General features: G+C 62.8%; 24 protein-coding genes and 1 tRNA gene. 14 read left to right on the forward strand and 11 right to left on the reverse strand.

All coding sequences use genetic code 11. The features are described 5' to 3' along the window. Positions 1-4 precede the first annotated feature (4 nt). The 3 genes from A9D60_RS23535 to A9D60_RS23545 all read right to left on the reverse strand — a co-directional run bounded on the left by A9D60_RS23535 (position 5) and on the right by A9D60_RS23545 (position 4,545). A complete protein-coding gene (locus A9D60_RS23535; protein WP_065269829.1) occupies positions 5-2,017 on the reverse strand; it encodes a capsular polysaccharide biosynthesis protein in 2,013 nt (670 codons plus the stop codon). A gap of 6 nt (positions 2,018-2,023) precedes the next feature. Then, the gene (locus A9D60_RS23540; protein ID WP_065269830.1) at positions 2,024-3,157 is read right to left on the reverse strand and encodes a polysaccharide biosynthesis/export family protein; all 1,134 of its coding nucleotides are present in this window, start codon (positions 3,155-3,157) and stop codon (positions 2,024-2,026) included. Between the two features lie 95 nt (positions 3,158-3,252). Then, entirely contained in the window at positions 3,253-4,545 is a 1,293-nt protein-coding gene (locus tag A9D60_RS23545) for a capsule biosynthesis protein (RefSeq protein ID WP_065269831.1), read from the reverse strand. 163 nt (positions 4,546-4,708) lie between these two features. Here A9D60_RS23545 and A9D60_RS23550 point away from each other — a divergent pair, with 163 nt between their 5' ends. From A9D60_RS23550 to A9D60_RS23575, 6 genes are all read left to right on the forward strand, one after another. Further along, a complete protein-coding gene (locus A9D60_RS23550; RefSeq protein WP_065269832.1) occupies positions 4,709-5,296 on the forward strand; it encodes a riboflavin synthase in 588 nt (195 codons plus the stop codon). Positions 5,297-5,511: 215 nt separating this feature from the next. Next, positions 5,512-6,639 (forward strand): 3,4-dihydroxy-2-butanone-4-phosphate synthase, encoded by a 1,128-nt coding sequence (gene ribB, locus A9D60_RS23555; protein ID WP_065269833.1) that lies wholly within the window; start codon positions 5,512-5,514, stop codon positions 6,637-6,639. 1 nt (position 6,640) lies between these two features. Then, on the forward strand, positions 6,641-7,192 hold the full coding sequence (locus tag A9D60_RS23560) for a 6,7-dimethyl-8-ribityllumazine synthase (protein WP_065269834.1): 552 nt from the start codon (positions 6,641-6,643) through the stop codon (positions 7,190-7,192). Beyond that, complete coding sequence (gene nusB, locus A9D60_RS23565) at positions 7,189-7,671, forward strand: transcription antitermination factor NusB (RefSeq protein ID WP_065269835.1); 483 nt, start codon at positions 7,189-7,191, stop codon at positions 7,669-7,671. Before A9D60_RS23560 ends, nusB begins: the two co-directional genes overlap by 4 nt. Before the next feature lie 171 nt (positions 7,672-7,842). Continuing rightward, positions 7,843-8,169 carry a hypothetical protein gene (locus tag A9D60_RS23570; protein ID WP_065269836.1) on the forward strand — a complete coding sequence of 109 codons (327 nt, stop codon included), beginning with the start codon at positions 7,843-7,845 and terminating at the stop codon, positions 8,167-8,169. A gap of 351 nt (positions 8,170-8,520) precedes the next feature. Continuing rightward, entirely contained in the window at positions 8,521-9,003 is a 483-nt protein-coding gene (locus A9D60_RS23575; RefSeq protein ID WP_065269922.1) for an MmcB family DNA repair protein, read from the forward strand. Positions 9,004-9,109: 106 nt separating this feature from the next. Here the strand turns inward: A9D60_RS23575 and A9D60_RS23580 are convergent, their stop codons facing one another. Next, the gene (locus A9D60_RS23580) at positions 9,110-10,645 is read right to left on the reverse strand and encodes a hypothetical protein (RefSeq protein WP_065269837.1); all 1,536 of its coding nucleotides are present in this window, start codon (positions 10,643-10,645) and stop codon (positions 9,110-9,112) included. A gap of 125 nt (positions 10,646-10,770) precedes the next feature. After that, a complete protein-coding gene (locus tag A9D60_RS23585) occupies positions 10,771-10,956 on the reverse strand; it encodes a DUF6324 family protein (RefSeq protein ID WP_065269838.1) in 186 nt (61 codons plus the stop codon). 90 nt (positions 10,957-11,046) lie between these two features. On the opposite strand from A9D60_RS23585, the gene A9D60_RS23590 reads away from it, so the two are divergent. Beyond that, on the forward strand, positions 11,047-11,547 hold the full coding sequence (locus A9D60_RS23590) for a GNAT family N-acetyltransferase (protein ID WP_065269923.1): 501 nt from the start codon (positions 11,047-11,049) through the stop codon (positions 11,545-11,547). A 175-nt stretch (positions 11,548-11,722) separates the two neighbouring features. Continuing rightward, a tRNA-His gene (locus tag A9D60_RS23595) sits at positions 11,723-11,799 on the forward strand. A 137-nt stretch (positions 11,800-11,936) separates the two neighbouring features. Here A9D60_RS23595 and A9D60_RS25800 read toward each other — a convergent pair. Next, entirely contained in the window at positions 11,937-12,287 is a 351-nt protein-coding gene (locus A9D60_RS25800) for a hypothetical protein (RefSeq protein WP_083194348.1), read from the reverse strand. A 182-nt stretch (positions 12,288-12,469) separates the two neighbouring features. On the opposite strand from A9D60_RS25800, the gene A9D60_RS23600 reads away from it, so the two are divergent. Then, entirely contained in the window at positions 12,470-13,039 is a 570-nt protein-coding gene (locus tag A9D60_RS23600) for a hypothetical protein (RefSeq protein WP_254656789.1), read from the forward strand. A 9-nt stretch (positions 13,040-13,048) separates the two neighbouring features. Here A9D60_RS23600 and A9D60_RS23605 read toward each other — a convergent pair whose 3' ends face one another. Beyond that, the gene (locus A9D60_RS23605) at positions 13,049-13,354 is read right to left on the reverse strand and encodes a DUF6476 family protein (protein WP_065269840.1); all 306 of its coding nucleotides are present in this window, start codon (positions 13,352-13,354) and stop codon (positions 13,049-13,051) included. Between A9D60_RS23605 and A9D60_RS23610 the strand changes: the two genes are divergently transcribed. The 4 genes from A9D60_RS23610 (at position 13,353) to A9D60_RS23625 (ending at position 17,542) form a co-directional block, all read left to right on the forward strand. Then, positions 13,353-14,378 carry an RluA family pseudouridine synthase gene (locus tag A9D60_RS23610; RefSeq protein ID WP_065269841.1) on the forward strand — a complete coding sequence of 342 codons (1,026 nt, stop codon included), beginning with the start codon at positions 13,353-13,355 and terminating at the stop codon, positions 14,376-14,378. The two genes, A9D60_RS23605 and A9D60_RS23610, sit on opposite strands and share 2 nt — an antisense overlap. A gap of 161 nt (positions 14,379-14,539) precedes the next feature. Further along, complete coding sequence (rpoH, locus tag A9D60_RS23615) at positions 14,540-15,436, forward strand: RNA polymerase sigma factor RpoH (protein ID WP_065269842.1); 897 nt, start codon at positions 14,540-14,542, stop codon at positions 15,434-15,436. Between the two features lie 519 nt (positions 15,437-15,955). Then, positions 15,956-16,225, forward strand: coding sequence for a DksA/TraR family C4-type zinc finger protein (locus tag A9D60_RS23620; RefSeq protein WP_065269843.1), 270 nt, complete (start codon positions 15,956-15,958; stop codon positions 16,223-16,225). A gap of 195 nt (positions 16,226-16,420) precedes the next feature. Next, positions 16,421-17,542: a serine/threonine protein kinase gene (locus A9D60_RS23625; protein ID WP_065269844.1), complete on the forward strand. Its 1,122-nt coding sequence runs from the start codon at positions 16,421-16,423 to the stop codon at positions 17,540-17,542. 22 nt (positions 17,543-17,564) lie between these two features. Here the strand turns inward: A9D60_RS23625 and A9D60_RS23630 are convergent, their stop codons facing one another. The 4 genes from A9D60_RS23630 to A9D60_RS23645 all read right to left on the reverse strand — a co-directional run bounded on the left by A9D60_RS23630 (position 17,565) and on the right by A9D60_RS23645 (position 21,276). After that, entirely contained in the window at positions 17,565-18,053 is a 489-nt protein-coding gene (locus A9D60_RS23630; protein ID WP_065269845.1) for a GNAT family N-acetyltransferase, read from the reverse strand. After that, positions 18,053-19,873 carry a M3 family oligoendopeptidase gene (locus A9D60_RS23635; RefSeq protein WP_065269846.1) on the reverse strand — a complete coding sequence of 607 codons (1,821 nt, stop codon included), beginning with the start codon at positions 19,871-19,873 and terminating at the stop codon, positions 18,053-18,055. The genes A9D60_RS23630 and A9D60_RS23635 overlap by 1 nt, the downstream gene beginning before the upstream one ends. 150 nt (positions 19,874-20,023) lie before the next feature. Next, positions 20,024-20,986 carry an alpha/beta hydrolase gene (locus tag A9D60_RS23640; protein WP_065269847.1) on the reverse strand — a complete coding sequence of 321 codons (963 nt, stop codon included), beginning with the start codon at positions 20,984-20,986 and terminating at the stop codon, positions 20,024-20,026. Continuing rightward, positions 20,986-21,276 carry an SCP2 sterol-binding domain-containing protein gene (locus A9D60_RS23645; protein ID WP_019294699.1) on the reverse strand — a complete coding sequence of 97 codons (291 nt, stop codon included), beginning with the start codon at positions 21,274-21,276 and terminating at the stop codon, positions 20,986-20,988. Before A9D60_RS23645 ends, A9D60_RS23640 begins: the two co-directional genes overlap by 1 nt. 101 nt (positions 21,277-21,377) lie before the next feature. Here A9D60_RS23645 and A9D60_RS23650 point away from each other — a divergent pair, with 101 nt between their 5' ends. Next, the gene (locus A9D60_RS23650; protein WP_065269848.1) at positions 21,378-21,944 is read left to right on the forward strand and encodes a tetratricopeptide repeat protein; all 567 of its coding nucleotides are present in this window, start codon (positions 21,378-21,380) and stop codon (positions 21,942-21,944) included. Positions 21,945-21,960: the final 16 nt, after the last annotated feature.

Raw genomic sequence — 21,960 nt, forward strand, 5'->3', positions numbered from 1 at the left:
TCGGTCAGCGCCACAGATGGGAGTAAGTTGCGAATAGTCCTTGCAGCTTTGATAGCAGCCGGTTGCTGAGGCCCGGATGCGGCAGATGACCCTGGCGTAAGCGCATCACCGCCACTTCCGGCGGGCAGGGCTGGCCGGTCACCGGGTCGAAATAGCGCGGATAGTCGATCAAAGCTGCGTGGGCGAGCCCCAGCAGCGGCACCTGCGCCCGCCGCCAGGGCGGAACCGGCGCCAGGTCGGTTGTCAGCCCCCAACCGGCATAGAAGGGGGTGCCAAGCGCAGTGACCTTAACCCCTCGCAGCAGCGCCTCGAAGCCCAGAAGCGAGGTTATTGTCCAGACCTCCTCAACGGCGGCCAGCAGCGCCATCGGGTCTGCCTGACAGGCGACAAGGTCCGCCAATTCCTCTGCTTTAATCTGCCCCTGCCGCAATCCCGCCTCCACATCCGGGTGCGGCTTGTAGATGATAACTGCATCCGGATTGGCTGCCCGCACAGCGCGTAGCAGATCCTGGTTGGTCCGGATCTCTCCGGCACCGCAGAGGATCGAGGCGTCGTCCTCAACCTGGCCTGGCACCAGGATGCGGCGGCCTTCGGGCAGGGCGGTGGCCGCGCCGCCTAGGTTGTACTTTGAAACACCGTCCCTGATCAGGGATTGCACAAGACGCTCCGCTCGCCGTTCCTCAGCCTGGGTCATCTCAACTCGCCGGGAAATCAGCGCATCAAGGTCCGATGGCTGGCGCGGATCGTAGTAGATCCCTTTCCGATCGGTCACCAGCGACAGTGGCGGCACCAGTTCCGCCCCCAGCCCGCGGGAGCGCAGAAACCCGTCCTCTACCCGCGCCGCGTCTGCGTGGGTCTCTGCGGCCTTGCTAGCCCAGACCATCCGCCTGCGTCCGCTGGCCTGTGCCTTGCCCTGATCTTCAGTGAACAGAACCCGCCTTTCCGCACCAAAGAATTTTTGCAGTGGCTTGCGCTTCCAAAGCCGCATGCCCGAGGCTGCCCAGCCGCGGCAGTCTTCACGCCAGGCCCGTGCCCTGGCCTCAAGGTTGTCCAGAACCGTTTCAAGCTCGCACAATTCGTCCCGGAACGGATCGTGCCATTTGGGATAAAGGATCATCGCCGCAGCAAACAGCTGCGCGCGGGTCAGCTGCCGCTGGCGCCGGGGCGGAGCATCTTCGTCGATGCTCAGCCCCCAGCCGGCATAAAAAGGCTGCCCGAAAACCCGTGGCTTGTGGCCCGCCAGGATCGCCTCGAAACCCAGTTGCGAGGAGACTGTGTAAACCCCGACCGCCCCCTCCAGCAGCGCCCATGGGGAGACGCTGCCTGTGAACAGTTCCACACGCCCATGCGCATCATCGGTGCCATAGTATCCCGCACGGTATCCGCGCAGCGTCTCGGGATGGGCCTTGATCAGCACCCGCGCGCCGGGATGTTCCTCCTGTGCAAACGCCAGCATTTCCAGAAACCGTGCCCGATTCGCGCGGGAGGCTCTAACGGAGGCATCGTCGCGCGCTTGATCTGCAACCAGCACATAGCCTGGCGCGGGAACTGTTTCGCCGGGATGAAACGCGCTGTACTTGCTGAGATGTGCTGACTTGAGGCGGGCAATGGCGTCGCGCGCCCGTTGCATCAGATGCGCGTCATCCAGAGGGTGGGCCGCCAGCATCTGTTCCAGGTCCGACGGCTCAGCCGCATCGAAATGCAGGCCTGAGCGGTCCAGCATCAGGCCCGCAGGCGGCTCTCCGGCGCGGCCTGGGTGAAGCGACCGCAGAAACGCGTCCTCTACCCGCAGCAGTCCGCAGCCGCGTTTTGCGGCGACGGCCTGCCCGCGATGCGCGGTGGGCGAGGCGCCCCAGATGCCGACGTGGTCCTCCGCCTGAGGCAGGCCCAAGCGGATGGAATAGCCGGACAGCTCAAGGATACGCCGCACCCGGGGTTGAGTCAGAAAGCCGCCGTTGTAGACAAAAAGCCGGGACGCTGCGCTCCCGGCTTCCTGGCGGCCTGCAGTCAGGCGCATCTTCCCTTAGCCGCTAACCGCTGAGGAGGTGCTGGCCAGCGATCCCACCGGGGCCAGCAGCAGGGAGATCGTCTTGGTCCACTGAGCGTAGGGCGCTTCTGTGACATATAGCGTGTCGTCGTCGCGGATCACAAAGTCGCGGGCCATGAACAGCCCGTTCGGCTGGGTCAGGTTCAGCACATAGACCATCCGCTGTGCACCGATGAGATCATCGCGGCCCAGCACCTGGTTGGCAATCTCGGCCGGTTCGTTGCGCAGTACAAAGACGCCGGTTGGGTCTGCTGCGGTGGAGATCAGGCCGCCGACCTGGGCAATGGCTTCAAGCGCCGACAGATCTTGGCTTTCAAACGGTACCCGTGCCTGTGCGGATGTCGCGCCAAGTGCGGTGAATGAGCGTGTGTCTTCCTCGACCAGGATCCGGTCGCCGCCGCGCAGGGCCACGTCCAGCTCCGGGTGGTCAAACAGGTCCTGGAACCAGATCTTGCCCTTTTGCTGGCCCCGGATAACGGTGACTTGCGCAATTTCAGGTTGTATCGTCACGCCGCCGGCCTGGGCCAGCATCGCCGACAATGTGCGGGTCGGGCGCTCGATCGGATAGACACCTTGTGCGCCCACAGAACCTGTCAGGCTGACCGTGGCACCGTCTCCTGCCAGCCGGCGCACCTGCACTTGCGGGTCGGGGGTCTGGTCCTCAAGCTTTCGGGTGATGGTTTCGCGCAACTGATCAGGGGTATTGCCAGAGGCGCGCAGGCGGCCTGCATAGGGCACGAAGATGTAGCCGGCGCTGTCGACCTGCACCTCCTCCAGAACAGTGGAATTGGTGGCTTCCGCTGCCAGCAGCCCGTCGTCGACGTTCTCCCAGACTGTCAGCCCGAGGACGTCGCCAGGGCGGATTGTGTCTGAAGTAAGTGTACCCGCCGAGGTGAACCCCGAGGAAAAGCCGAGTGCCGGGACCACAGCTGTGGCGCGGGCGACCCGGTCATTGACCGAAACGATAAAGGCATCGCCTTCGCGCTGTACCGAACCGGCGAAAATCTGGCGCTTGTTAGGGCCGACTTTCGGCAGCCCGCAGGACGCCGCAAGGACCAATGCCGCCAGCATTGCCACGGGGCGCGCCCAGCGAAGGGGAACGGATTTCACTGCTCGGTCTCCTCGACCAATTATTGTTTGCCTCAAGTTTTAGGGGCAACCTAACCGGATGGCAGGGAAAAATCCAGTCTTAGGGCAGGTCTGCTTCAGGTCACCAGCCGCAACTGTTGCCGTGGTGCCGCTGTGCCCAGCCGCAGTGCGTCATACGGGTCTTCACTTGCCAGCATCATGTCGGCAACCTGGCGCAGCAGCTGGCGCCGGCCTTCGCGGGAATAGTACCCGCCCGGCACCTGCGAGGTTTCCAGCAGGAAGCGCCGGTAATCCTTGTAGGCGCGGCTGTCAGGGCGCGCAGGGGCTGCAAAGAACTGGGCCAGCGGCTGTTCCGACACAAACTCCGGCTTGCCATAGACCGCACGGCCGAACACCCGCAGTGGGATGCCGCGCCACAGCACTTGCTGGCCGGCGGTCGAGTTGACCGTCACCGCGCTGCGCGCCTCATTCAGCAGCTGTGCCAGCTTGCCGCCGCGCACATAATGCACCCGGCCTTCGACGCCATGCTCCCGCGCCAGCCGCCGCAGGGTGCGGCGCACCTGGGCGCGGCCATCCTCCAGCGGATGCGCCTTGATGACCAAATGGTGATGACGCGGCGCGCCTTCCGCAAAACCTGTAATCACTTCCGCCAGGAAATCGCCCATGCTGGTGAACGGGGAATGCATCTGGAAGGAGCTGTCATGCTCAAGCTGGAGCAGCGCCAGATGATAGGGAAACCCGCCATTGCGGATACGCCGCTCTGCCAGCCGCCGCTCCAGTGCTTGTACGGGCATCAGCAGCAGGCGCTTGAGGTAGAGCTGAAATTCCTTGGTCACTGGCAGCGCCCGGTGCGGCCGGAAATTGCGGTACTTGCGGTTCCGGAACATCACGAACCAATGGTACAGCGCGCCATAGAACACGTGCTGGCGCATGTCGCCCCAGTGGGCAGGTGGCAGCGGTGCCTCCATATCAGACATCGCCAGCGCTTCCTGCATCCCGGATACGGTCATTTCCATAAGCCGCGAATGGCCATTGGCTCCGCCGCGTTCATAGGTGACCCAATAGGGGCGCAGATAACCTTCTTCAAAGACATGCACGGTGATGCCACGCTGCCGCGCCGCCTCAACGGCGGCTGCGTGTATGGGGCGGGTATCCCCGTAAAGGACAATGTCCGTCACCTCGCGGCTTTCCAGCAGTCCCGCCAGATAATCAGGCCAATCCTGCGGGTTGTCGTTATAGGGAAGGTAGCTGGCCTTGGGGCGCCAGAATGCCTCATCGCCGGCATTGAACCCCACCCGCGCCACCTCGCATCCTGCGGCCATCAGCATCCGACCAAGCGCGGCAAAGAAAGGTCCATGAGGGCCTTGCAGGAACAGGAAGCTGCGGTGTTTCAAAGCGGCGTACGGCATCACGAAGAGTATTTTAATGGAGCGGTTTCAGGATTTGATTAACATTTGACTGGGGCGAAACTATGGCTGGGCAGGTTGCAAACACAAGCCAGGGCTTGTGAAGACCGCGCGGCTTGGCTACCTCTGCGGCAGGAATGACATATGACCTGCGGGGAGCGCACCCATGTTTACTGGCATCATCACCGATGTGGGCACCATTGCCGAACTGGAACAGCAGGGTGACCTGCGCGCCCGCATCCGCACCGCCTACGACACCGCCAGCATCGACCTCGGCGCCTCGATTGCCTCGGACGGCGTTTGCCTTACGGTGATCGCCCTCGGCGATGACTGGTATGACGTGCAGATCTCGGCAGAGACCGTGTCCAAGACCAACCTGGACAGCTGGGCCGTGGGCAAGCGGGTGAACCTCGAACGCGCCCTCAAAGTGGGGGATGAGCTGGGCGGCCATATCGTCTCCGGCCATGTGGACGGCGTCGCCGAAGTGGTGGAGATGAAAGACGAGGGCGACAGCACCCGTGTTACCCTGCGCGCGCCTCAGGCTCTGGCCCGCTTCATCGCGCCCAAGGGATCGGTCGCGCTGAATGGCACCTCGCTGACGGTGAATGATGTGGACGGCTGCGATTTCGGCATCAACTTCATCCCGCACACCAAGGAAGTCACCACCTGGGGCGATGTGAAGCTGGGCGACCGCATCAACCTGGAAATCGACACCCTGGCCCGCTACGTCGCCCGGCTGCAGGAAGCGGGCTGAACGGGCCCGTCCCTTCATCTTTCGAAAATACTCCGGGGTGAGGCCGGAGGCCGAGGGGCAGCGCCCCTCAGCAACCCGTGCGTACCTGCACAGGACGCGTCCGGACGTCCGGTTGCCGTTTGCAGGACTGGCAATTGCCGCCGGCCTGGGCTATCTGGCTGGGAAAGAACCCGCAGTGCCAGGCGTGCTGCCCATGCGCATTGAAAGGCTGCCACATGAGCTTTGAAACACCGGGGCCGGTTGAGGCGCAACTGCGCGATGCCATCAGCCCGATTGAAGAAATCATCGAAGAGGCCCGCCAGGGCCGCATGTTCATTCTTGTCGACCACGAGGACCGCGAGAACGAGGGTGACCTGGTGATCCCGGCGCAGCATGCCGATGCGGCGGCGATCAACTTCATGGCAACCCACGGCCGCGGCCTGATCTGCCTGACCATGCCGGCCGAGCGGATCGAGGAGCTGGGCCTGCCGATGATGGCGCTGCACAACTCCTCGCGCCACGAGACCGCCTTTACCGTTTCCATCGAGGCGCGTGAGGGCGTCTCCACCGGCATTTCCGCAGCCGACCGTGCACTGACCGTGGCCACCGCCATCGATCCGGAGAAAACCGCTGCCGACATCGCAACCCCGGGCCATGTCTTCCCGCTGCGCGCCCGCCGGGGCGGGGTGCTGGTCCGAGCGGGCCACACCGAGGCCGGCTGCGACGTCGCCCGTCTGGCGGGCCATTACCCGTCTTCGGTGATCTGCGAGATCATGAAGGAAGACGGCACCATGGCGCGTCTGCCCGACTTGGTCGAATATTCGCAAAAACACGGGCTGAAGATCGGCACCATTTCCGATCTGATCACTTACCGCGCCCGCAACGACAATCTGGTGGTGGAGACCTCCCGCGAGACCGTGACCTCCGAAATCGGCGGCGAGTGGGAAATGCGGCTGTTCACCGATCAGACCCATGGCATCGAGCATGTGGTGATGATCAAGGGCGATATCACCACGCCGGAGCCGGTGCTGGTGCGCACCCATGCGCTGCATGAGGCAACCGACATCCTGGGCCTCGGCCCCAAGTCCGCCCGCCAGCTGCCCCGCGCGATGGAGATCATTGCCGAAGAAGGCCGCGGTGTTGTGACCCTGTTCCGCCAGCCGCGCAATGCGCTTTACGCCAACGAGGACGAAGGCCCGCGCACCGTGACCATCAAGCAGACCGGCATCGGCGCCCAGATCCTGTCGAGCCTGGGACTGCATGAACTGGTCCTGCTGACCGACTCGCCCTCGACCAAATACGTCGGGCTGGACGCCTATGGCTTGGCCATCACCGGCAGCCGCCCCATTCTGAAGGACGCTTGATATGGCTGGACATGAAACCCACTACACCCTGGCGCGCGCGGAGTTCGACAAGCCGGTAAAGCTGCTGATTGTTGTCGCGCCTTACTACAAGGACATCGCTGACAACCTGGTCGCGGGCGCCGCTGCGGAGATCGAAGCCGCAGGCGGCACGTTTGAGATCGCCGAAGTGCCCGGCGCGCTGGAAGTGCCGACCGCCATCGCTATCGCTGACCGCACCTCCAACTTTGACGGCTACGTGGCGCTGGGCTGCGTGATCCGCGGCGAGACCACCCACTATGACACCGTCTGCAACGACAGCTCCCGCGCGATCCAGCTGATGGGGCTGCAGGGCCTGTGCATCGGCAACGGCATCCTGACCGTGGAAAACCGCAAGCAGGCCGAGGTGCGCGCCGATACCGCCGACCAGAACAAAGGCGGCGGCGCGGCGGCTGCGGCCTTGCATCTGATCGCACTCACGCGTAAGTGGGGCGCCCAGACCAAAGGCATCGGCTTCAAGGCGCCCGCAGGGGCGTATCAGGTTGCCGGTTCAGACAACGGATCCACCAGCGCATGAGCACCCAGGACAGCCGCCCCAAGGGCAACGGCAAGAATCAGATGAGATCGGCAGCGCGGCTTTACGCTGTGCAGGCGCTGTTCCAGATGGAACACAGCGGCCTCACCTTCGACAAGGTGATCGTCGAATTTGAGGACCACCGTTTTGGCGCTGTCTATGAGGGCGACGAGATGGCGGAAGGCGATACTGCCGTGTTCCGCAAGCTGGTGCGCGAAGCGGTGAACCATCAGGCGCGGATCGACCAGATGACCGACCGCGCGCTGGTGGCGAAATGGCCGATTGCCCGCATTGACCCGACCCTGCGGGCGCTGTTCCGCGCGGCCGGTGCCGAGCTGACCCAGTCCGACACCCCGCCCAAGGTGGTGATCAACGAGTTTGTCGACATCGCGCGCGCCTTCTTCCCCGAAGGCAAGGAGCCGAAGTTTGTCAACGCCGTGCTGGATCACATGGCGCGCGAGGCCCGGCCGGAAGCATTCTGAACCGGCGTTTGCTGCAGACGTAAATTCAAAAACGCGCGCCTTTGGGCGCGCTTTTTTATTTTACTGGCAGGGAGAACGGAAAGGTGCGGCATATTCCGCTCATCCCATCTGGAAGTGCTGGACGGCGCTGCAAAGACTGCTAACCTCGTGTTGCTTTTCTGGAGGACTCAGATGCCTGAACTGGTGAAAATGTACATCCGCAACGTGCTGATCGGCTTTGGGATCGCTGCGGCTTTTGTGGCAATGCTGCTGTGGTTCAATGTGATGAACCTTTGGGCTCTGGTCTCTACCTCTGACGTGGGGCTGCTGGCGGTGTTCCTGTTGTGGTTCATGAACGGCATCGTGTTTGCTGGCGTGCAGTTTGCCTGGGCAGTGATGGCAATGGCCGAAAAACACGATGGCCCCCGCGGCGGCACTCCGGTGGCGCATGAATTTCGGACGGTGCGCGTCCCGGCTGAGGAAACCTCGCGGCAGCAGCGCCAACTGCGCCGCCGCTGAACTGCGATACAACTGACCTTCTGCCGCGCTTTCCCCGGAGGGCGCGAATTTCGTTTGTACTAACGGGCGAAGAAGCGGCGGGACCACCAGTCAACCGTGCGGCTTTGATTCCCGAGGACCTGTATATACAGGTGGGCGCCAGGTAAACGGACCAGGATCCGGACAGAGCCAGCTCCCTCGGAATTGCTTAAGGCCACCGGAATGCTGCCTGTCACGAGAAGGGCAGAACCCGCCAAGCCCGTAAGTAAGCTGCCAGAGGCGCCGATACAAGGGGGCAAGGGCGTTGCGTGTGCGTTTCACAACGAAAGCGCTGCATTGCATTTTGTTCCCTGATTGTTCACATTCATCTGCATGATGGAAGATCTGCAACCAGGCCAGAAACTTGCCCGCGGGGTGTCGCGTTACTTGCGCTCGCTGGGGTTTGCGCCGCTTGAGGAATTCGTGCCGGCTCGCGGTTTGAGGGTGGACGTGATGGCACTGGGTCCCAAGGGCGAGCTTTGGGTGATCGAGTGCAAGTCCAGCCGCGCCGATTTTCAGTCCGACAGCAAGTGGGAGGGCTACCTGGAATGGTGCGACCGCTACTTCTGGGCGGTGGACATGGATTTCCCAACCGAACTGCTGCCGGATGGCACCGGGCTGATCATCGCCGACCCATATGATGCGGAAATCATCCGCATGGCACCTGAAGATAAGCTGGCGCCGGCCCGGCGCAAGAAGCTGGTGCAGAAGTTTGCCATGGATGCGGCCCGCCGCCTGCAGGCCTTGCGCGATCCGCGCCCGGGCAAGGATGGGCAGCTGCTAGGCGGAGCAGCTGAGGAACAGCCTGACTGGTGATCCGGCGGCGCTCCCGCGCCTGCAGAGGCCCCGGCTGGGCCGGCACCTCCTGGCAGCCTTGGACCGGGCAGCGCACCTGCGGTGCGCTGCTGATAGCTCTGCCGGCTCAGGCCGTTGCGTTCAGTGCTGCGGGCTGGTGCAGCAGCGCAATGGGAGCGTTGCGGCCGGTCGCTACGCCGATGGCGCCGCCTTGGGAAACGTTGGTGAAAGTGATGCTTCCGCCGGTGTCGAAGTTCAGCGTCAGCGTGTCGCCGTCGCGGGTGGAGCTGTAGGCGGAGGCACCCATTTCGCGCAGCTGCACGACGGCGTTTGCACCTTCTGTCAGTTCGACCGTGTCATGGCCGTCTCCTAGGCTGTACTGCAGTGCCACGGTGCCGCCCTGGAGGGTGAAGCGGTCGTCGCCGCTGCCGCCCCGAGCGGCCAGAGTCTCACCCACCTGCAGGGTGATCTGGTCATCCCCGCTGCCGCCGCTGACCTGGGCATAGCTGCTGAGCGCCTGGCGCATCTTCTCTGCCGCTGGGGCGTCGGCATTGTAAACTGGTGCGGCACCTTCGTTCGGGCCGCGCAGGGCGCGCTGAGCTGCGACCGAGATCACGTCGTTGCCGGCGCCGCCGCGGATCCGTGACACCAGGGTAGCGGCGACCGCAATACTGTCGTCGCCGCGTCCCGCCCGGACACCGCGCAGGGTGCCTGCCTGGATGGCGATGGCGTCATCACTGCCGCCAGTGCTGATATTGCGGGCATGTCGGGCGCGGATCGAGACCGAATCCGCATTGGAAAACTGTGCCTGCCTGCGCGCCTGGCCTGGCGCGTACTGGTGCCCGAGCGCAAGGCCTTGCATGCGGTTGAACCGGCGGCCATAGCCGAAGCCGGGGCCTTCGAAGGGGCGGGCGGAGGCGCGGTCGGTGTGAACGCCCTGCACGATGCGCCCTTCCAGCGCAACTGCATCGGCTCCGTCACCGGTGGCCACCCGGCGGATCACATCTGCACGCAGTTCAACCGTGTCGTCGCCTGCGGTGCCCGCCGTGTCCGTCACTATGGCTGGGATGTCCTGGGGAGGGGTTTGCGGCTGCTCTGCTGCAGGCTGCACAGGGGGTTCGCCCTGTTCTTCCGGCAGGCCGGTCAGCAGGATAAGAGCCACCGAATTGTCCGGCCAAGGCTGCGAGGCGAGAGTGTGCAGTGCTTTGGCCATTTCGAAAATGCGTTTCTCGTAATAGGAGGCTTCCGGGCTGGCGGCGCTGGCCTGGGTCACCTCCTGCGGCGGCAGAACTTCTACAGTTGGGCTCTCTGACAGAGTGGGCGCCGGCTGCAAGACGACGGTAGCTTCCGGGGCTGGCTGCTCAGCGGAGGGGGCGGACTGCGGCGCGGCGTCCGGTGCAGGGGCAGCGGGGGCGCCGCCCAGTTTCACGGCAGCAGTCTGGACCTGCGGCTTTTCCCATCCATGGGCGGCGGGCGGCAGGCTTTCCGCTCCGTGGCGGCCCTGGCCGCCAAACAGGGCATTGGCTTCCTGCTGCAATTCGTCGGCACTCATACCGAGGGCCGGGTTGATTCCGCCCAAGGTGGCGCGCGCGCCGCTGGTCGCAGCGGTCAATTGAGCCGAAAAGAAAAAGGGGTTGGCTGTGCTGCTCGTCAGGTTCACCATCTTACTCACTCCGATAACTGGCTGAGCACAAAGGTGAGCCCTGGGGCTTTAGATAGATATAATAGCTAAAAATGCAGTTTCGAAAATTCGTCTGAAAACAGAGGCGGATTTTCTGAAAGCTGGTCTTATTTGACGGTGCGTGCCGCTTGCGCTGCCGCCCGCAGTTCGTCAGCGATCTCTTCTGCTTCTTCCGGGTCAAAGTCCATCGGGATCTCGACACCATCCGCCTCGATGAAGATCCGCACCATGCCCTGGTCGGTCGGCCCGATCTGCATGTTTGCTTCAACGTCGCGTTCGGTATTGATGCCCATATTGCACTCCACTGGCAGTCAGCCGCTTGAATGCCGGTGCTAGCCCGCCGCAGGCTGAAACGCAAGCCGGGTTTGCGTTACACTGCCTGCATGATGGATGTAACGCTGCGCCGATTCGCCCCGACCGACATGCAATGGCTGGTGGCCCGCCACCAGGATCTCTATTCCCGGGAAGCCGGGTTCGACAGCAGTTTCGGAGTGCAGGTCGCGGAGATTCTGCACAGCTTCTGCGCGGCTCATGATCCGGCGTGTGAGCGCGGCTGGGTGGCGGTCAGCGGCAAGGAGCGCCTGGGCACGGTTTTCTGCATGAAGAAAGACCGGGAGACAGCACAGTTGCGCCTGTTCCTGCTGACGCCAAAGGCGCGCGGCAAGGGGCTGGGCAAACGGCTTCTGCGTGAGTGCATGGCCTTCGCCCGCTCCGCCGGATACAGCGCCATGATGCTGAAGACCCACGAAAGCCACCGCACCGCCTGCGCCCTTTACCGCGCTTTCGGATGGCAGCTGCAGGACAGCTGTCCAGTGCGTAATTATGGCCAGGAACTGGTGGAGCAGACCTGGCATCTTACTTTTCAGGAAGCTGTGGCATCATAAGGCGCAGGGGTGGAATTCTGGAGCAAATGCAAGCGGTTGCGGGTGACGCTCCGCGCCAGTTTGTGTGTCCTGCTGGGGGCATCGCCACGCGGGTTCTTATGAGGCGGATTTCTGAAACAGAAAGGTGAAAAACCTCTTGCACGCCTCTGGAGCGTGCTATAAATGCCCCCTCAGTGCCGCCTTAGCTCAGTTGGTTAGAGCGCTGGATTGTGGATCCAGAGGTCCCCCGTTCAAGCCGGGGAGGCGGTACCATCTCCCCGCTGAAAAATGTATGATGCCTGCCTTTTCATCAGGGTGTTAGTGTCCGGTTTTTCGGGCATGGATTTGCCCGGTGAACACATGACGGGGGTTCCCTTATGTGCGGCCGCCAATCCTAAGCCTGCCTGCTCTCAGTCCGCTGACGTGGATGACGTGGTTGTACCTGCGGAGTCACTGTCGCTTGCAACCACTGCAATGAACAGTAATCCGGTGATTGCCCCGGCGGCGGCTCCCGCTGAAAGCCCGGTGGCAGGCAGCGCCTGACCAGTGACACCGCTTATTGATTGGGCTCCCGCGGCCTGGCAGGTGACTTGCAGGGCGCCATCGGGCAGATAGCTGGCAGAGACTGGCGTTCCCGCTCCGCAGGCGAGCCGTCTTTTGGCTTCGTCGAGCGCAGATGGATCCGCCTGTGCCAGAGCAGCCTGTCCGGCAAAGATGATCGGCAGAATAAGGGGTATTCCCCGGAAAATACTGGTATACATAGGTAAACAACCTCATAGGTTCGGATGGATTAAGCTTAGGAAGTCATCTGTTTTTGAACAACATGATGGTGCTGTGTGATCCGTTTTCCAGCGAAATGCCGCCCAGCTGCGAACATCTGATCGGCGGAAAAGAGTTCTGTGATGCCTGACAGCGAATGGAGAGGGAAACTATGTTCAGAGTGGTGTTAAAGAGTTTGACAGCGGGGGCTGCCTGTCTCGGTCTGGCGGGCGGGCCGGTTCTGGCTCAGGCTCCAGGGGGGCTCATCTATACTGTGGTCGTGCCTGCGGGGGAATTCGGCTCAGCCGCATTTCTAAGCGAGCTTTTGAGCACATTGGCAGCTGCCAAGGCTTTCTGCAGTTCCACCGGCGATTCGTCGCTGCAGGTTGACTGCTTGTCCGAACGTCTGGAGGCTGCGGCGGACGGGATACCCGATGGCACCGACTACGAAGAGGTGCGGGAAGTCCTGCAGGACACTTCTCAGCAGCTGAAGCGGCTGGCCCGCCAGAACAGGGATCCGAACCGGGGGCGGGTGACGGTCACCAGTTCAACTGACCCGGCGCAAAAAACAAACCGTCCTCTGATCCCGGTCCGTGCGTCGGCGCAGGCTGCAGTCAACAGGGAAGCAGCCAAGATGTTTGAGGAGGCTGGCAAAGTGCTGCTGCGCAGTGCAGAGGCGGCACAGGAACGGCAGACGCAATATGCGCAAATCGCCGCGGCAATCGATTCCAACAAAGTGCTGCTCAGGTCCTGACCAGCCGGATCACCGGGTGATCTGCACTTCCTGGCGCAGGTCTCCGGTCTCGCGGTCAAAAATCAGGATGCGGTTGTCCTTGCTGATGATGGCAATCCAGTCGCGCCCTAGGGTTACCGCTTCGGCCTCAACACCGCCGGGCAGGGCGATTTCCGCAGGCAGCGGCGTTTCGCTTGCCTGCAGGCGGATGACAAGCAGAGAGATTATCACTACAAGCCCGCCAATCATCACCACCGTAAGTGTGGTCACCAGCCGCCGCAGGAACCGGATCTGCGGCGGTTCCTGTTGGATTTCGGTCTTGGAAGGATCAGTCATGGGCAGCCGCCGGATTGAGTTTGTCATCGCGGAAAACCCGCCTAAGCGGCTTGATAAAGCGGTTTCGCGCGATGTGCCAGAGGAGGCGTCTCTGTCGCGCACCCGGCTGGCCCGGCTGATCGAGGAGGGGGCGCTGACTGTGGACGGCGCTGTCGTGCAGGACCCCAAGGCCAAGATCGCAGAGGGCGCAGAGATCGCCATCCTGGTGGAAGAGGCTGAGGACAGCCACATCGGCCCCGAGGACATCCCGCTGGAGATTGTCTACGAGGACGAAGATCTGATTGTTATCAACAAGCCCGCCGGCATGGTGGTGCACCCGGCGCCTGGCTCGCCTTCCGGCACGCTGGTTAACGCGCTGCTGCACCATTTCGGGGGCAATCTGTCAGGCGTTGGCGGGGTCAAGCGTCCCGGCATCGTGCACCGGATCGACAAGGAAACCAGCGGTCTCCTCGTGGTGGCCAAATCCGATGCCGCCCACCAGGGGTTGGCGGCGCAATTCGAAAAACACACGGTAGAGCGCTACTATAAGGCTATCTGCTATGGCGTGCCGGATGGCAATGATCCGCGCCTGCGCGGGGTGAAGGGCGCCAGTTTTGAGCCGGGCAATATCCTCAAGCTCACCACCCAGCTGGCGCGGCACAAGACCGACCGCCAGCGCCAGGCGGTGCTGTTTCAGGGCGGCCGCCACGCGGTGACCCGCGCCCGCATCGTCGAAAGTTTCGGCACCCCGCCCAGCCTGGCGCTGATCGAGTGCTGGCTGGAAACCGGCCGCACCCACCAGATCCGGGTGCATATGGCCCATGCCGGCCACGGGCTGATCGGTGACCCCACCTATGGCGGCCGCCGCAAGCTGGCCGCGAAGACGCTCAGCGAGGCCGGGCAGGCGGCAGTGCAGGCCTTCCCGCGCCAGGCGCTGCATGCGGCGGTGCTGGGATTTGATCACCCGGTAACAGGCGAGGCCCTCAGGTTCGAGGCTCCGCTGCCCGCGGATATGGCCGGAATGCTGGACGCTTTGCGGCAGTAAACTCCCTGCAAATATGTGTGTTCCGACCTGTGACGCAATTCACAGACGAAAAGACTCGGGCTAACATAGAGGAATTCCTTAAGCGGTCCTTGAAAAGGGCTTAGCGCTAACACATATGCGCTAATGTTAAGTCCTTATACATTTTGGGAGGGACACTTTATATGGCGAATTATGCAAACCTGCCTGCCCCGACACCCGAAGGCGGCCTGAACCGGTATCTCCAGGAAATCCGCAAGTTTCCGTTGCTGGAACCGGAAGAGGAATACATGCTGGCCAAGCGCTGGGTCGAGGAACAGGATGCGGCTTCGGCGCACAAGATGGTGACCTCGCACCTGCGGCTCGCGGCCAAGATCGCCATGGGCTACCGCGGCTACGGCTTGCCGCAGGCCGAAGTGATCTCTGAGGCGAATGTCGGCCTGATGCAGGCGGTGAAACGCTTTGACCCGGAAAAGGGCTTCCGCCTGGCAACCTATGCCATGTGGTGGATCCGTGCCTCGATCCAGGAATACATCCTGCGGTCATGGTCTCTGGTGAAGCTCGGCACCACCTCGGCACAGAAGAAACTGTTCTTCAATCTGCGCAAAGCAAAAGCCCGCATCGGTGCGCTGGAGGAGGGCGACCTGCGCCCCGAAAACGTCGCGCAGATCGCTCACGACCTTGGCGTGACCGAGGATGAAGTGATCTCGATGAACCGCCGCATGTCCGGCGGCGATGCGTCCCTGAATGCCACCGTCGGCTCTGAGGGCGAAGGCACCATGCAGTGGCAGGACTGGCTGGAGGATGAGGACGCAGACCAGGCCGGCGATTATGAGGCCCGGGATGAGCTGGAAGCCCGCCGCGAGCTGCTGGCTGAGGCGCTGGATGTGCTGAACGACCGCGAGAAGGACATTCTGACCCAGCGCCGGCTGATGGATCAGGCGGTCACGCTCGAGGACCTGAGCACCCAGTATAATGTCAGCCGTGAACGCATCCGCCAGATTGAGGTGCGCGCGTTTGAAAAGCTGCAGAAGAAGATGCGCGATCTGGCGATGGAAAAGGGTATGCTGAACAGCGCCTGATCCCCGGCTCTGGCAGTAAAGCAGAAAGGCGGTGCAGTGCACCGCCTTTTTTGTCTGCTGGCAATGACGCTGGCTTTACGGCAGTGGTTCTGCCGGAATGTTTCGCGCGCGAAACATTTGGTCAGAAGTTCTGACCTTCTTTGCTGGCAAATGCTTTCGGGGATACCTGTCTAGCACGGGCCTGGCAAACTGCTGGGTGCGCGGCTGAATGGGCGTGGGCTGGCAGAATTGCTGGCTGAGATGTCTAGGCGCGGCTGGCTGAAATCACGCTGGTTGCTGGCGAGGCTTGCTGTCTGGCTGCCCTGGCGGGTGGCTGGAGCGCTGGCTGCTTGCGGCCTGGTGATTCTGGCTTGCTTGCAATTTCTGCATTCTGTGTAACCGCCTGGGGCGAGGTGGTCAATGGAAAATCTAATGAAATCAAATAGTTGATAGATTTACTCGGAAATTGGAGCGGACTGGACCTAGTCAGGCCATCCGTACGGCCCTAAATTCATCTCCTCTGGCACAGGAGGAAGGACCATGGCAGGCGGCTGGGCGCAGGACGGCGCGGTGAATGAACAGATCGAAGCCTCGATCAATGACGAACTCGCGCGGCTGAAGGCGCAGAAACGCCCCGTCGGCGAAAGCCTGACCCATTGCGCCGAATGCGAAGAGCCGATCCCGGAGAAGCGCCGCATTGCCATCCCCGGCGTCAAGCTGTGCATTGATTGCCAGCAGGAGCGCGACGGCGCCCACCAGGCGCGCGGCGGCATTAACCGGCGCGGATCCAAGGACAGCCAGCTGAAATAGCCCGGGTCTGGGCCTGGGGGTGTGAAACATCTTCCCCGGGCTCATTGCTGATGATATATCCAGCGCCGGGCTGACTGGCGATGGCGTCGCTGCAGAGCTGACTGCTCTGGCCCGCAACCCACGATCCTGTACGCCGGGACTTTCAATCGGGAGATTGAAGGCCCCGCCTTTGCCTCCCTAACAAAGGAGGCATTCATGGCCTGGTCGCCGGAGAAAACTGAAGTCAAAAGCTGGAATGAATGGGACACGTTGCGACATGTGATCGTGGGCCGCGCCGATGATTGCCATATCCCGCCGGAAGAGCCCGCGCTGGATGCCAAGGTGCCGGAAGACAGCGACATGCGCGGCCAGTGGGGGCGCCGTCCGCAGGAAACCATCGACCGAGCCAATGAACTGCTGGACAATTTCGCCAGCCAGCTGCGCGGCCGTGGCATCCGGGTGGACCGTCCGGTCTCCATCGACCATTCCCAGCCGGTGACGACCCCGGATTTCCACACCGACAGCCAATTCGGCTGCATGCCGCCGCGCGACGTGCTGCTGACCGTGGGTCATGAGATGCTCGAAGCGACCATGTCCTACCGCTGCCGCTGGTTCGAGTATCTGAACTACCGGCCGCTGCTGAAGCAGTACTGGGAGGAAGATCCGAACTTCCGCCACGAGGCAGCGCCCAAGCCACGCCTCACGGATGCGGATTACCACCCGGATTACCTCAGCGACAAGATCGGCGTGGCCAAGCGGCTGGAATGGGCAGCGGAGAAGTTCTTTGTCACCACCGAAGAAGAACCGCTGTTCGACGCCGCCGACGTGCTGCGTTTCGGCAAGGATCTGGTTGTGCAGCATGGCTTCACCACCAACCTCAAGGGCATTGAATGGCTGCGCCGCCACTTCCCGGACCACCGGGTGCACACGGTGAACTTCCCGGGCGATCCGTACCCGATCCACATCGACGCCACCTTCACGCCGCTGCGCCCGGGCCTGATCCTGAACAACCCGCAGCGCCGCCTGCCGGAGGAGCAGCGCGCGATGTTCAGCAAGAACGGCTGGGACATCGTCGATGCGGCCCAGCCCGCCCACAACACCCCGCCGCCGCTGTGCTATTCCTCGACCTGGCTATCGATGAACGTGCTGGTGCTGGACCCGAAAACCGTCTGCGTTGAGAAATCAGAGGTCTACCAGGCAGAGCAGATGGACAAGCTGGGCATGGAAGTCGTCGAAGTCGAGCTGCGCGACGCCTACGCGTTCGGCGGCGGTCTGCATTGTTGCACCGCGGATGTTTACCGCGACGGTGACTGCGAGGACTACTTCCCGCATCAGTAAGCCTTTTCAGAAGCCGCCCGCTCTAAGAAGCGGGCGGTTGACCCAACCCCATCCGCAGGATGTGCTGCGGGCCGGCGATGCCATGCGGATAAATGCCGCCGGTGTCCTGAAATCCGCCTTTCAGATAGCAGCGGACCGCACCGGGGTTTTGCATGTTGACCGTCAGCAGCACAGCGGCGCGGCCTGTGTAGTGCCCTGGCAGGTAATTTCGCAGCGCTGCTACGGCTGCGGTCGCGTAACCTTTGCCCTGTTCAGCGCGATCCACCATGAAAGCGCGCAGGCCCAGGGTATCTGCATCCGCGAAATCATAGGTCTCATGGTAAAGGCGGTCTGTTTTGAAGAACCCGACCGCGCGGGTGCCGTTGAGGATGGCGTGGAAATCCACGCCCTCCTCATCTTCTTCAAAGGCTTGCGCCACGGTCCCGGAAAAGCGGGTCTGATCCGGCTCCACCTGAATATGGCGCACCAGGTCAAACTCGCTGCGGGCCACCGGGCGCAGGCTGAGGGTCATTACTCCTCCATCGCCTCCAGCTCATCAATGAAGCCGGAGATCATGCTGAGGCCCTTGTCCCAGAATTTCGGGTCGGTGGCATCTAGGCCAAAGGGCGCCAGCAGCTCCTTGTGGTGCTTGGAGCCGCCCGCCTTGAGCATCTCGAAATACTTGTCCTCAAAGCCCTCCGCACCGCTGGCGTAGACAGAATAGAGCGCGTTGACCAGCCCGTCGCCGAAGGCATAGGCGTAGACATAGAAGGGCGAATGCACGAAGTGGGGAATATAGGCCCAGAAGGTTTCATAGCCTTCCATGTATTCAAAGGCTTCGCCCAAGGATTCCGCCTGCACCGACATCCAGATGGCGTTGATGTCATCCGGGGTCAGCTCGCCCTCGGCGCGGGCAGCGTGCAGTTTGCATTCGAAGTCATAAAAGGCGATCTGGCGCACCACCGTGTTGATCATGTCCTCGACTTTGCCCGCCAGCAGCACCTTGCGCTGCTGTTTGGTTTCGGCCTTGTCGAGCATCTTGCGGAAGGTCAGCATCTCGCCGAACACGGACGCGGTTTCCGCCAGGGTCAGCGGGGTGGAGGAGAGCATCTCGCCCTGTTCCGCCGCCAGCACCTGGTGCACGCCGTGGCCCAGCTCATGTGCCAGCGTCATCACGTCGCGCGGTTTGCCCAAGTAGTTGAGCATCACATAGGGATGCACGTTGGTGACGGTCGGGTGCGCAAAGGCGCCCGGCGCCTTGCCGGGTTTCACGCCCGCGTCGATCCAGCCGTCGGAAAAGAAGGGGGCCGCGATTTCGCCCATGCGGGGATCAAAGGCGTTATAGGACTCCATCACGGTCTTTTCGGCCTCATCCCAGCCAATGGTGCGAGAGTCTTCCAGCGGCAGCGGCGCGTTGCGGTCCCAAACCTGCATCACATCCAGCCCCAGCCATTTGCGCTTCAGCTCGTAATAGCGGTGGCTGAGCTTGGGGTAGGCGGCGACCACCGCCTCGCGCAGCGCTTCGACCACTTCCGGCTCCACGTCGTTGGACAGGTGGCGGCCGGTCTGCGGGCTGGGCATGCCGCGCCAGCGGTCAATGATTTCCTTCTCCTTGGCCTGTGTGTTGTGGACGCGGGCAAAGGTCTTGATGTTTTCAGCAAAGACGCGCGCCAATTCGCGCGCTGCAGCCTCGCGCATGCTGCGGTCCTGTTCGGTCAGAAGGTTCAGGGTGCCCTCGATGTTCAGCTCTTCGCCGTTCACAGTGAAGGTGAGGCCTGCGATGGTCTCATCAAACAGCTTCTCCCAGGCGTCGCCGACGATGCCGAGGTCGTGCATGAACCTCTCCAGTTCGTCAGACAGCTGGTAAGGCTTCATCGCGCGGATGCGGCGGAACACGCTGTCATAACGCCTCAGTTCCGCATTGGCGGTCAGATGCGCGTCCATCACACTGTCTTCGATCCGGTTCAGCTCAAGCGTGAAGAACACCAGCGGGGTGGTGGAAACGGTGACCTTTTCCTGGCAATCGGACAGGAATGCGGCGCGGTCCGCGTCGATGGTCAGCTGGTAATAGCGCAGGCCCGCAAAGGACATGATGCGGCCGGCGATGTTGTTGATCTTCTCGTTGCGCTGCACGCAGGTCAGCAGCCCGTCCGCGTCCAGCTCCGCCAGCTTGCCCTCGTAATCGGCGGCAAAGGCGGCGCATTCCTTGTCCAGCCACTCCAGGTCGCGGGCCAGTTCGGGGGCGTCCTCAGACGCGTAAAGATCGCTGAGGTCCCATTCCGGCAGATCGCCGAGCCCGCCGGAACCGGCAGTTGCGTTTGCGTCGCGGACGGGGAAGGGAAGCTGGAACATGGGGGCTCCTATCATGAGAAATACATTGACCCAACATCTAAGGGCGGGCTTGCGGGATCACAAGCAGGCGGATGCCGGGCCGCAGGACAATGGCATATTCGGGTAAGGAGCGCGTAAACGGGGCGTGCGCAGCCCGCGCAACGGCCAGTGTCAGCCGCTGTGCTGATCGAACAGGCGGCACATGCTGGAAAACACATGGGCGCGGATTTCCGGGGTTTCCATCATCACCTCGTGCTGCCCCCCTTTGATCAGGTCCAGTTCACCGCCCGGCCAGCGGTCCATGCGGTCGTGGATCGCCTCCGGATTGACGATCTGCTCTTCGGAGCCGAGGAAGGTGATGCAGGGCAGGACGGGTGAGGGCATTTTCTCCAATTCCGCGCATTCCTGCAGGCTGACCCGCAGCCATTGGATGGTGGGGCCTCCCAGCGCCAGATCCGGCTGTGCGGCCAGTTGGGCGTGCATCAGCTTGTACATCTCGGGATCGGTGGTCAGCGTGTTGCCCTCGAACGGGGTGATCTGCACGTATTGCTCCAACGCGGTGGTCGGCAGCAGCCGTTCGTCCAAGCGCAGCAGCGGCGCGATGCCGCCAAGGGCACGTACCAGCGGACGCAGCAACGGCGGGATCTGGATGCCCCACATCGGGCCGGTAAAACAGCAGGAGTTGACGTTCAGGCCCTCAACCAGCGAGCGCAGGCCAATGGCGCCGCCCATCGAATGGCCAACCAGGTGCCAGGGCCGGGGCAGATCCAATTGCGCGGCCAGTGCGGCCAGCGCCTGCACGTCTTTCTGGAAATCGGTGAAATGGCCGACATGGCCCAGCCGCCGTTCTGCCAGCATCCGTCCGGCAAGCCCTTGGCCGCGCCAGTCCACGGTCAGCGTCGCATAGCCCCGGGCGGCGAACTCGGCCGCGGCAGGGCCATATTTTTCGATGTATTCCGTGCGCCCGGGGAACAGCAGGACGGTGCCCTTTGCCTCCCCCTCCGGGCGCCAGTGGCCTGCACGGATGCGCAGGCCATCGCAGGTGTGCACCCAGTGGGCTTCCCCGCCGGCCGGTCCCTGCGCAATATCAGCAAACAGGGGGGCGGGCTGGAGGTCCACCGGGGTGCCGTCCATCAGGCCAGCGCCGAGGCGAGCTGCATCGCCGTGCCCATGTCGCCGTCAATGGTCAGCTTGCCGGACATGAAGGCCGCGGTCGGGTTCAGGTCGCCCTCAAGGATCGACTGGAAGGTGTCGGCGTCGGCGGACATGGTTACATCCGCCTCTTCGTCGGCGACGCGGGCGCCGGAGCTGTCCAGCATGATGGCGCCCAGGCCTTCAATCTGGAATTTGGCGGAGGCGGTGAATTCGCCTGCGTCCAGTTTGCCGTTCAGCGCCTCAGCTGCCTGTTCAAGGGTAACGCTCATCTTGATCCTCAATCTGTTTTGCGCGCCTTATAGCACAAACCTGTGAAGCCATAGCAGCTATTACTGGTAAATGCAGCGCGCGGGATTACACTGGGGGCATCATGGTGGCAAATTTCCCAAAGCTCAAAGCTATCGTGGCGGCAACGGCTGCCATGGCCGCGCTTTCCCTGCCTGGCAGTGGTGCCGCGCAGGCGCTGTCCGCCGAGGTGCTGCTGCAGGATCTGGCGCAGTCCGAAGCATCGGAGGCCGCGGCGATTGACCGGGAGCTGCAGGCGCTGTGGGCCAGGAGCGGCTCTCCGTCGATGGACCTGCTGCTGCGGCGCGGGCGCGACGCGATGGAGCGCGGCGACCTGCAGGAGGCGGTGGAGCATCTGACCGCGCTGACCGATCATGCACCTGGCTTCGCCCGCGGCTGGTATGAGCGCGCGCGGGCCTATTTCGAGATCGGGCTTTACGGACCGTCAATCGCGGATCTGGAGCGGTCGCTGGCGCTGAACCCGCAGGATTACAACGCGATCTACGCGCTGGGCGTGGTGTTTGAGCAGTTCCGCCAGCCGGAACGAGCCTATGAGGCTTACCGGCGCGCCAAGGCTATACATCCGCACCACGAGGAAGTAAGCAGCGCCCTCGAACGTCTGAGGCCCTCGATCGAGGGCCGGAAACTGTAAGCCCCTTTGGGGCGCG

Source organism: Leisingera sp. JC1, assembly GCF_001679925.1.
GTDB lineage: Bacteria > Pseudomonadota > Alphaproteobacteria > Rhodobacterales > Rhodobacteraceae > Leisingera.

Bases quoted from the DNA above. Each gene is read 5' to 3' on its own strand.
- A9D60_RS23585 (WP_065269838.1), bottom strand. From the start codon at position 10,956: ATGGGCATCAATACCGAACGCGACGTTGAAGCAAACATGCAGATCGGG.
- A9D60_RS23645 (WP_019294699.1), bottom strand. From the start codon at position 21,276: ATGAGCGTTACCCTTGAACAGGCAGCTGAGGCGCTGAACGGCAAACTG.
- A9D60_RS25800 (WP_083194348.1), bottom strand. From the start codon at position 12,287: ATGTATACCAGTATTTTCCGGGGAATACCCCTTATTCTGCCGATCATC.
- A9D60_RS23635 (WP_065269846.1), bottom strand. From the start codon at position 19,873: ATGTTCCAGCTTCCCTTCCCCGTCCGCGACGCAAACGCAACTGCCGGT.
- A9D60_RS23535 (WP_065269829.1), bottom strand. From the start codon at position 2,017: ATGCGCCTGACTGCAGGCCGCCAGGAAGCCGGGAGCGCAGCGTCCCGG.
- A9D60_RS23560 (WP_065269834.1), top strand. From the start codon at position 6,641: ATGGCTGGACATGAAACCCACTACACCCTGGCGCGCGCGGAGTTCGAC.
- ribB (WP_065269833.1), top strand. From the start codon at position 5,512: ATGAGCTTTGAAACACCGGGGCCGGTTGAGGCGCAACTGCGCGATGCC.
- rpoH (WP_065269842.1), top strand. From the start codon at position 14,540: ATGGCGAATTATGCAAACCTGCCTGCCCCGACACCCGAAGGCGGCCTG.
- A9D60_RS23590 (WP_065269923.1), top strand. From the start codon at position 11,047: ATGATGGATGTAACGCTGCGCCGATTCGCCCCGACCGACATGCAATGG.
- A9D60_RS23545 (WP_065269831.1), bottom strand. From the start codon at position 4,545: ATGCCGTACGCCGCTTTGAAACACCGCAGCTTCCTGTTCCTGCAAGGC.
- A9D60_RS23630 (WP_065269845.1), bottom strand. From the start codon at position 18,053: ATGACCCTCAGCCTGCGCCCGGTGGCCCGCAGCGAGTTTGACCTGGTG.
- A9D60_RS23650 (WP_065269848.1), top strand. From the start codon at position 21,378: ATGGTGGCAAATTTCCCAAAGCTCAAAGCTATCGTGGCGGCAACGGCT.
- A9D60_RS23625 (WP_065269844.1), top strand. From the start codon at position 16,421: ATGGCCTGGTCGCCGGAGAAAACTGAAGTCAAAAGCTGGAATGAATGG.
- A9D60_RS23580 (WP_065269837.1), bottom strand. From the start codon at position 10,645: ATGGTGAACCTGACGAGCAGCACAGCCAACCCCTTTTTCTTTTCGGCT.
- A9D60_RS23550 (WP_065269832.1), top strand. From the start codon at position 4,709: ATGTTTACTGGCATCATCACCGATGTGGGCACCATTGCCGAACTGGAA.
- A9D60_RS23620 (WP_065269843.1), top strand. From the start codon at position 15,956: ATGGCAGGCGGCTGGGCGCAGGACGGCGCGGTGAATGAACAGATCGAA.
- A9D60_RS23610 (WP_065269841.1), top strand. From the start codon at position 13,353: ATGGGCAGCCGCCGGATTGAGTTTGTCATCGCGGAAAACCCGCCTAAG.
- A9D60_RS23605 (WP_065269840.1), bottom strand. From the start codon at position 13,354: ATGACTGATCCTTCCAAGACCGAAATCCAACAGGAACCGCCGCAGATC.
- nusB (WP_065269835.1), top strand. From the start codon at position 7,189: ATGAGCACCCAGGACAGCCGCCCCAAGGGCAACGGCAAGAATCAGATG.
- A9D60_RS23575 (WP_065269922.1), top strand. From the start codon at position 8,521: ATGATGGAAGATCTGCAACCAGGCCAGAAACTTGCCCGCGGGGTGTCG.
- A9D60_RS23640 (WP_065269847.1), bottom strand. From the start codon at position 20,986: ATGGACGGCACCCCGGTGGACCTCCAGCCCGCCCCCCTGTTTGCTGAT.
- A9D60_RS23570 (WP_065269836.1), top strand. From the start codon at position 7,843: ATGCCTGAACTGGTGAAAATGTACATCCGCAACGTGCTGATCGGCTTT.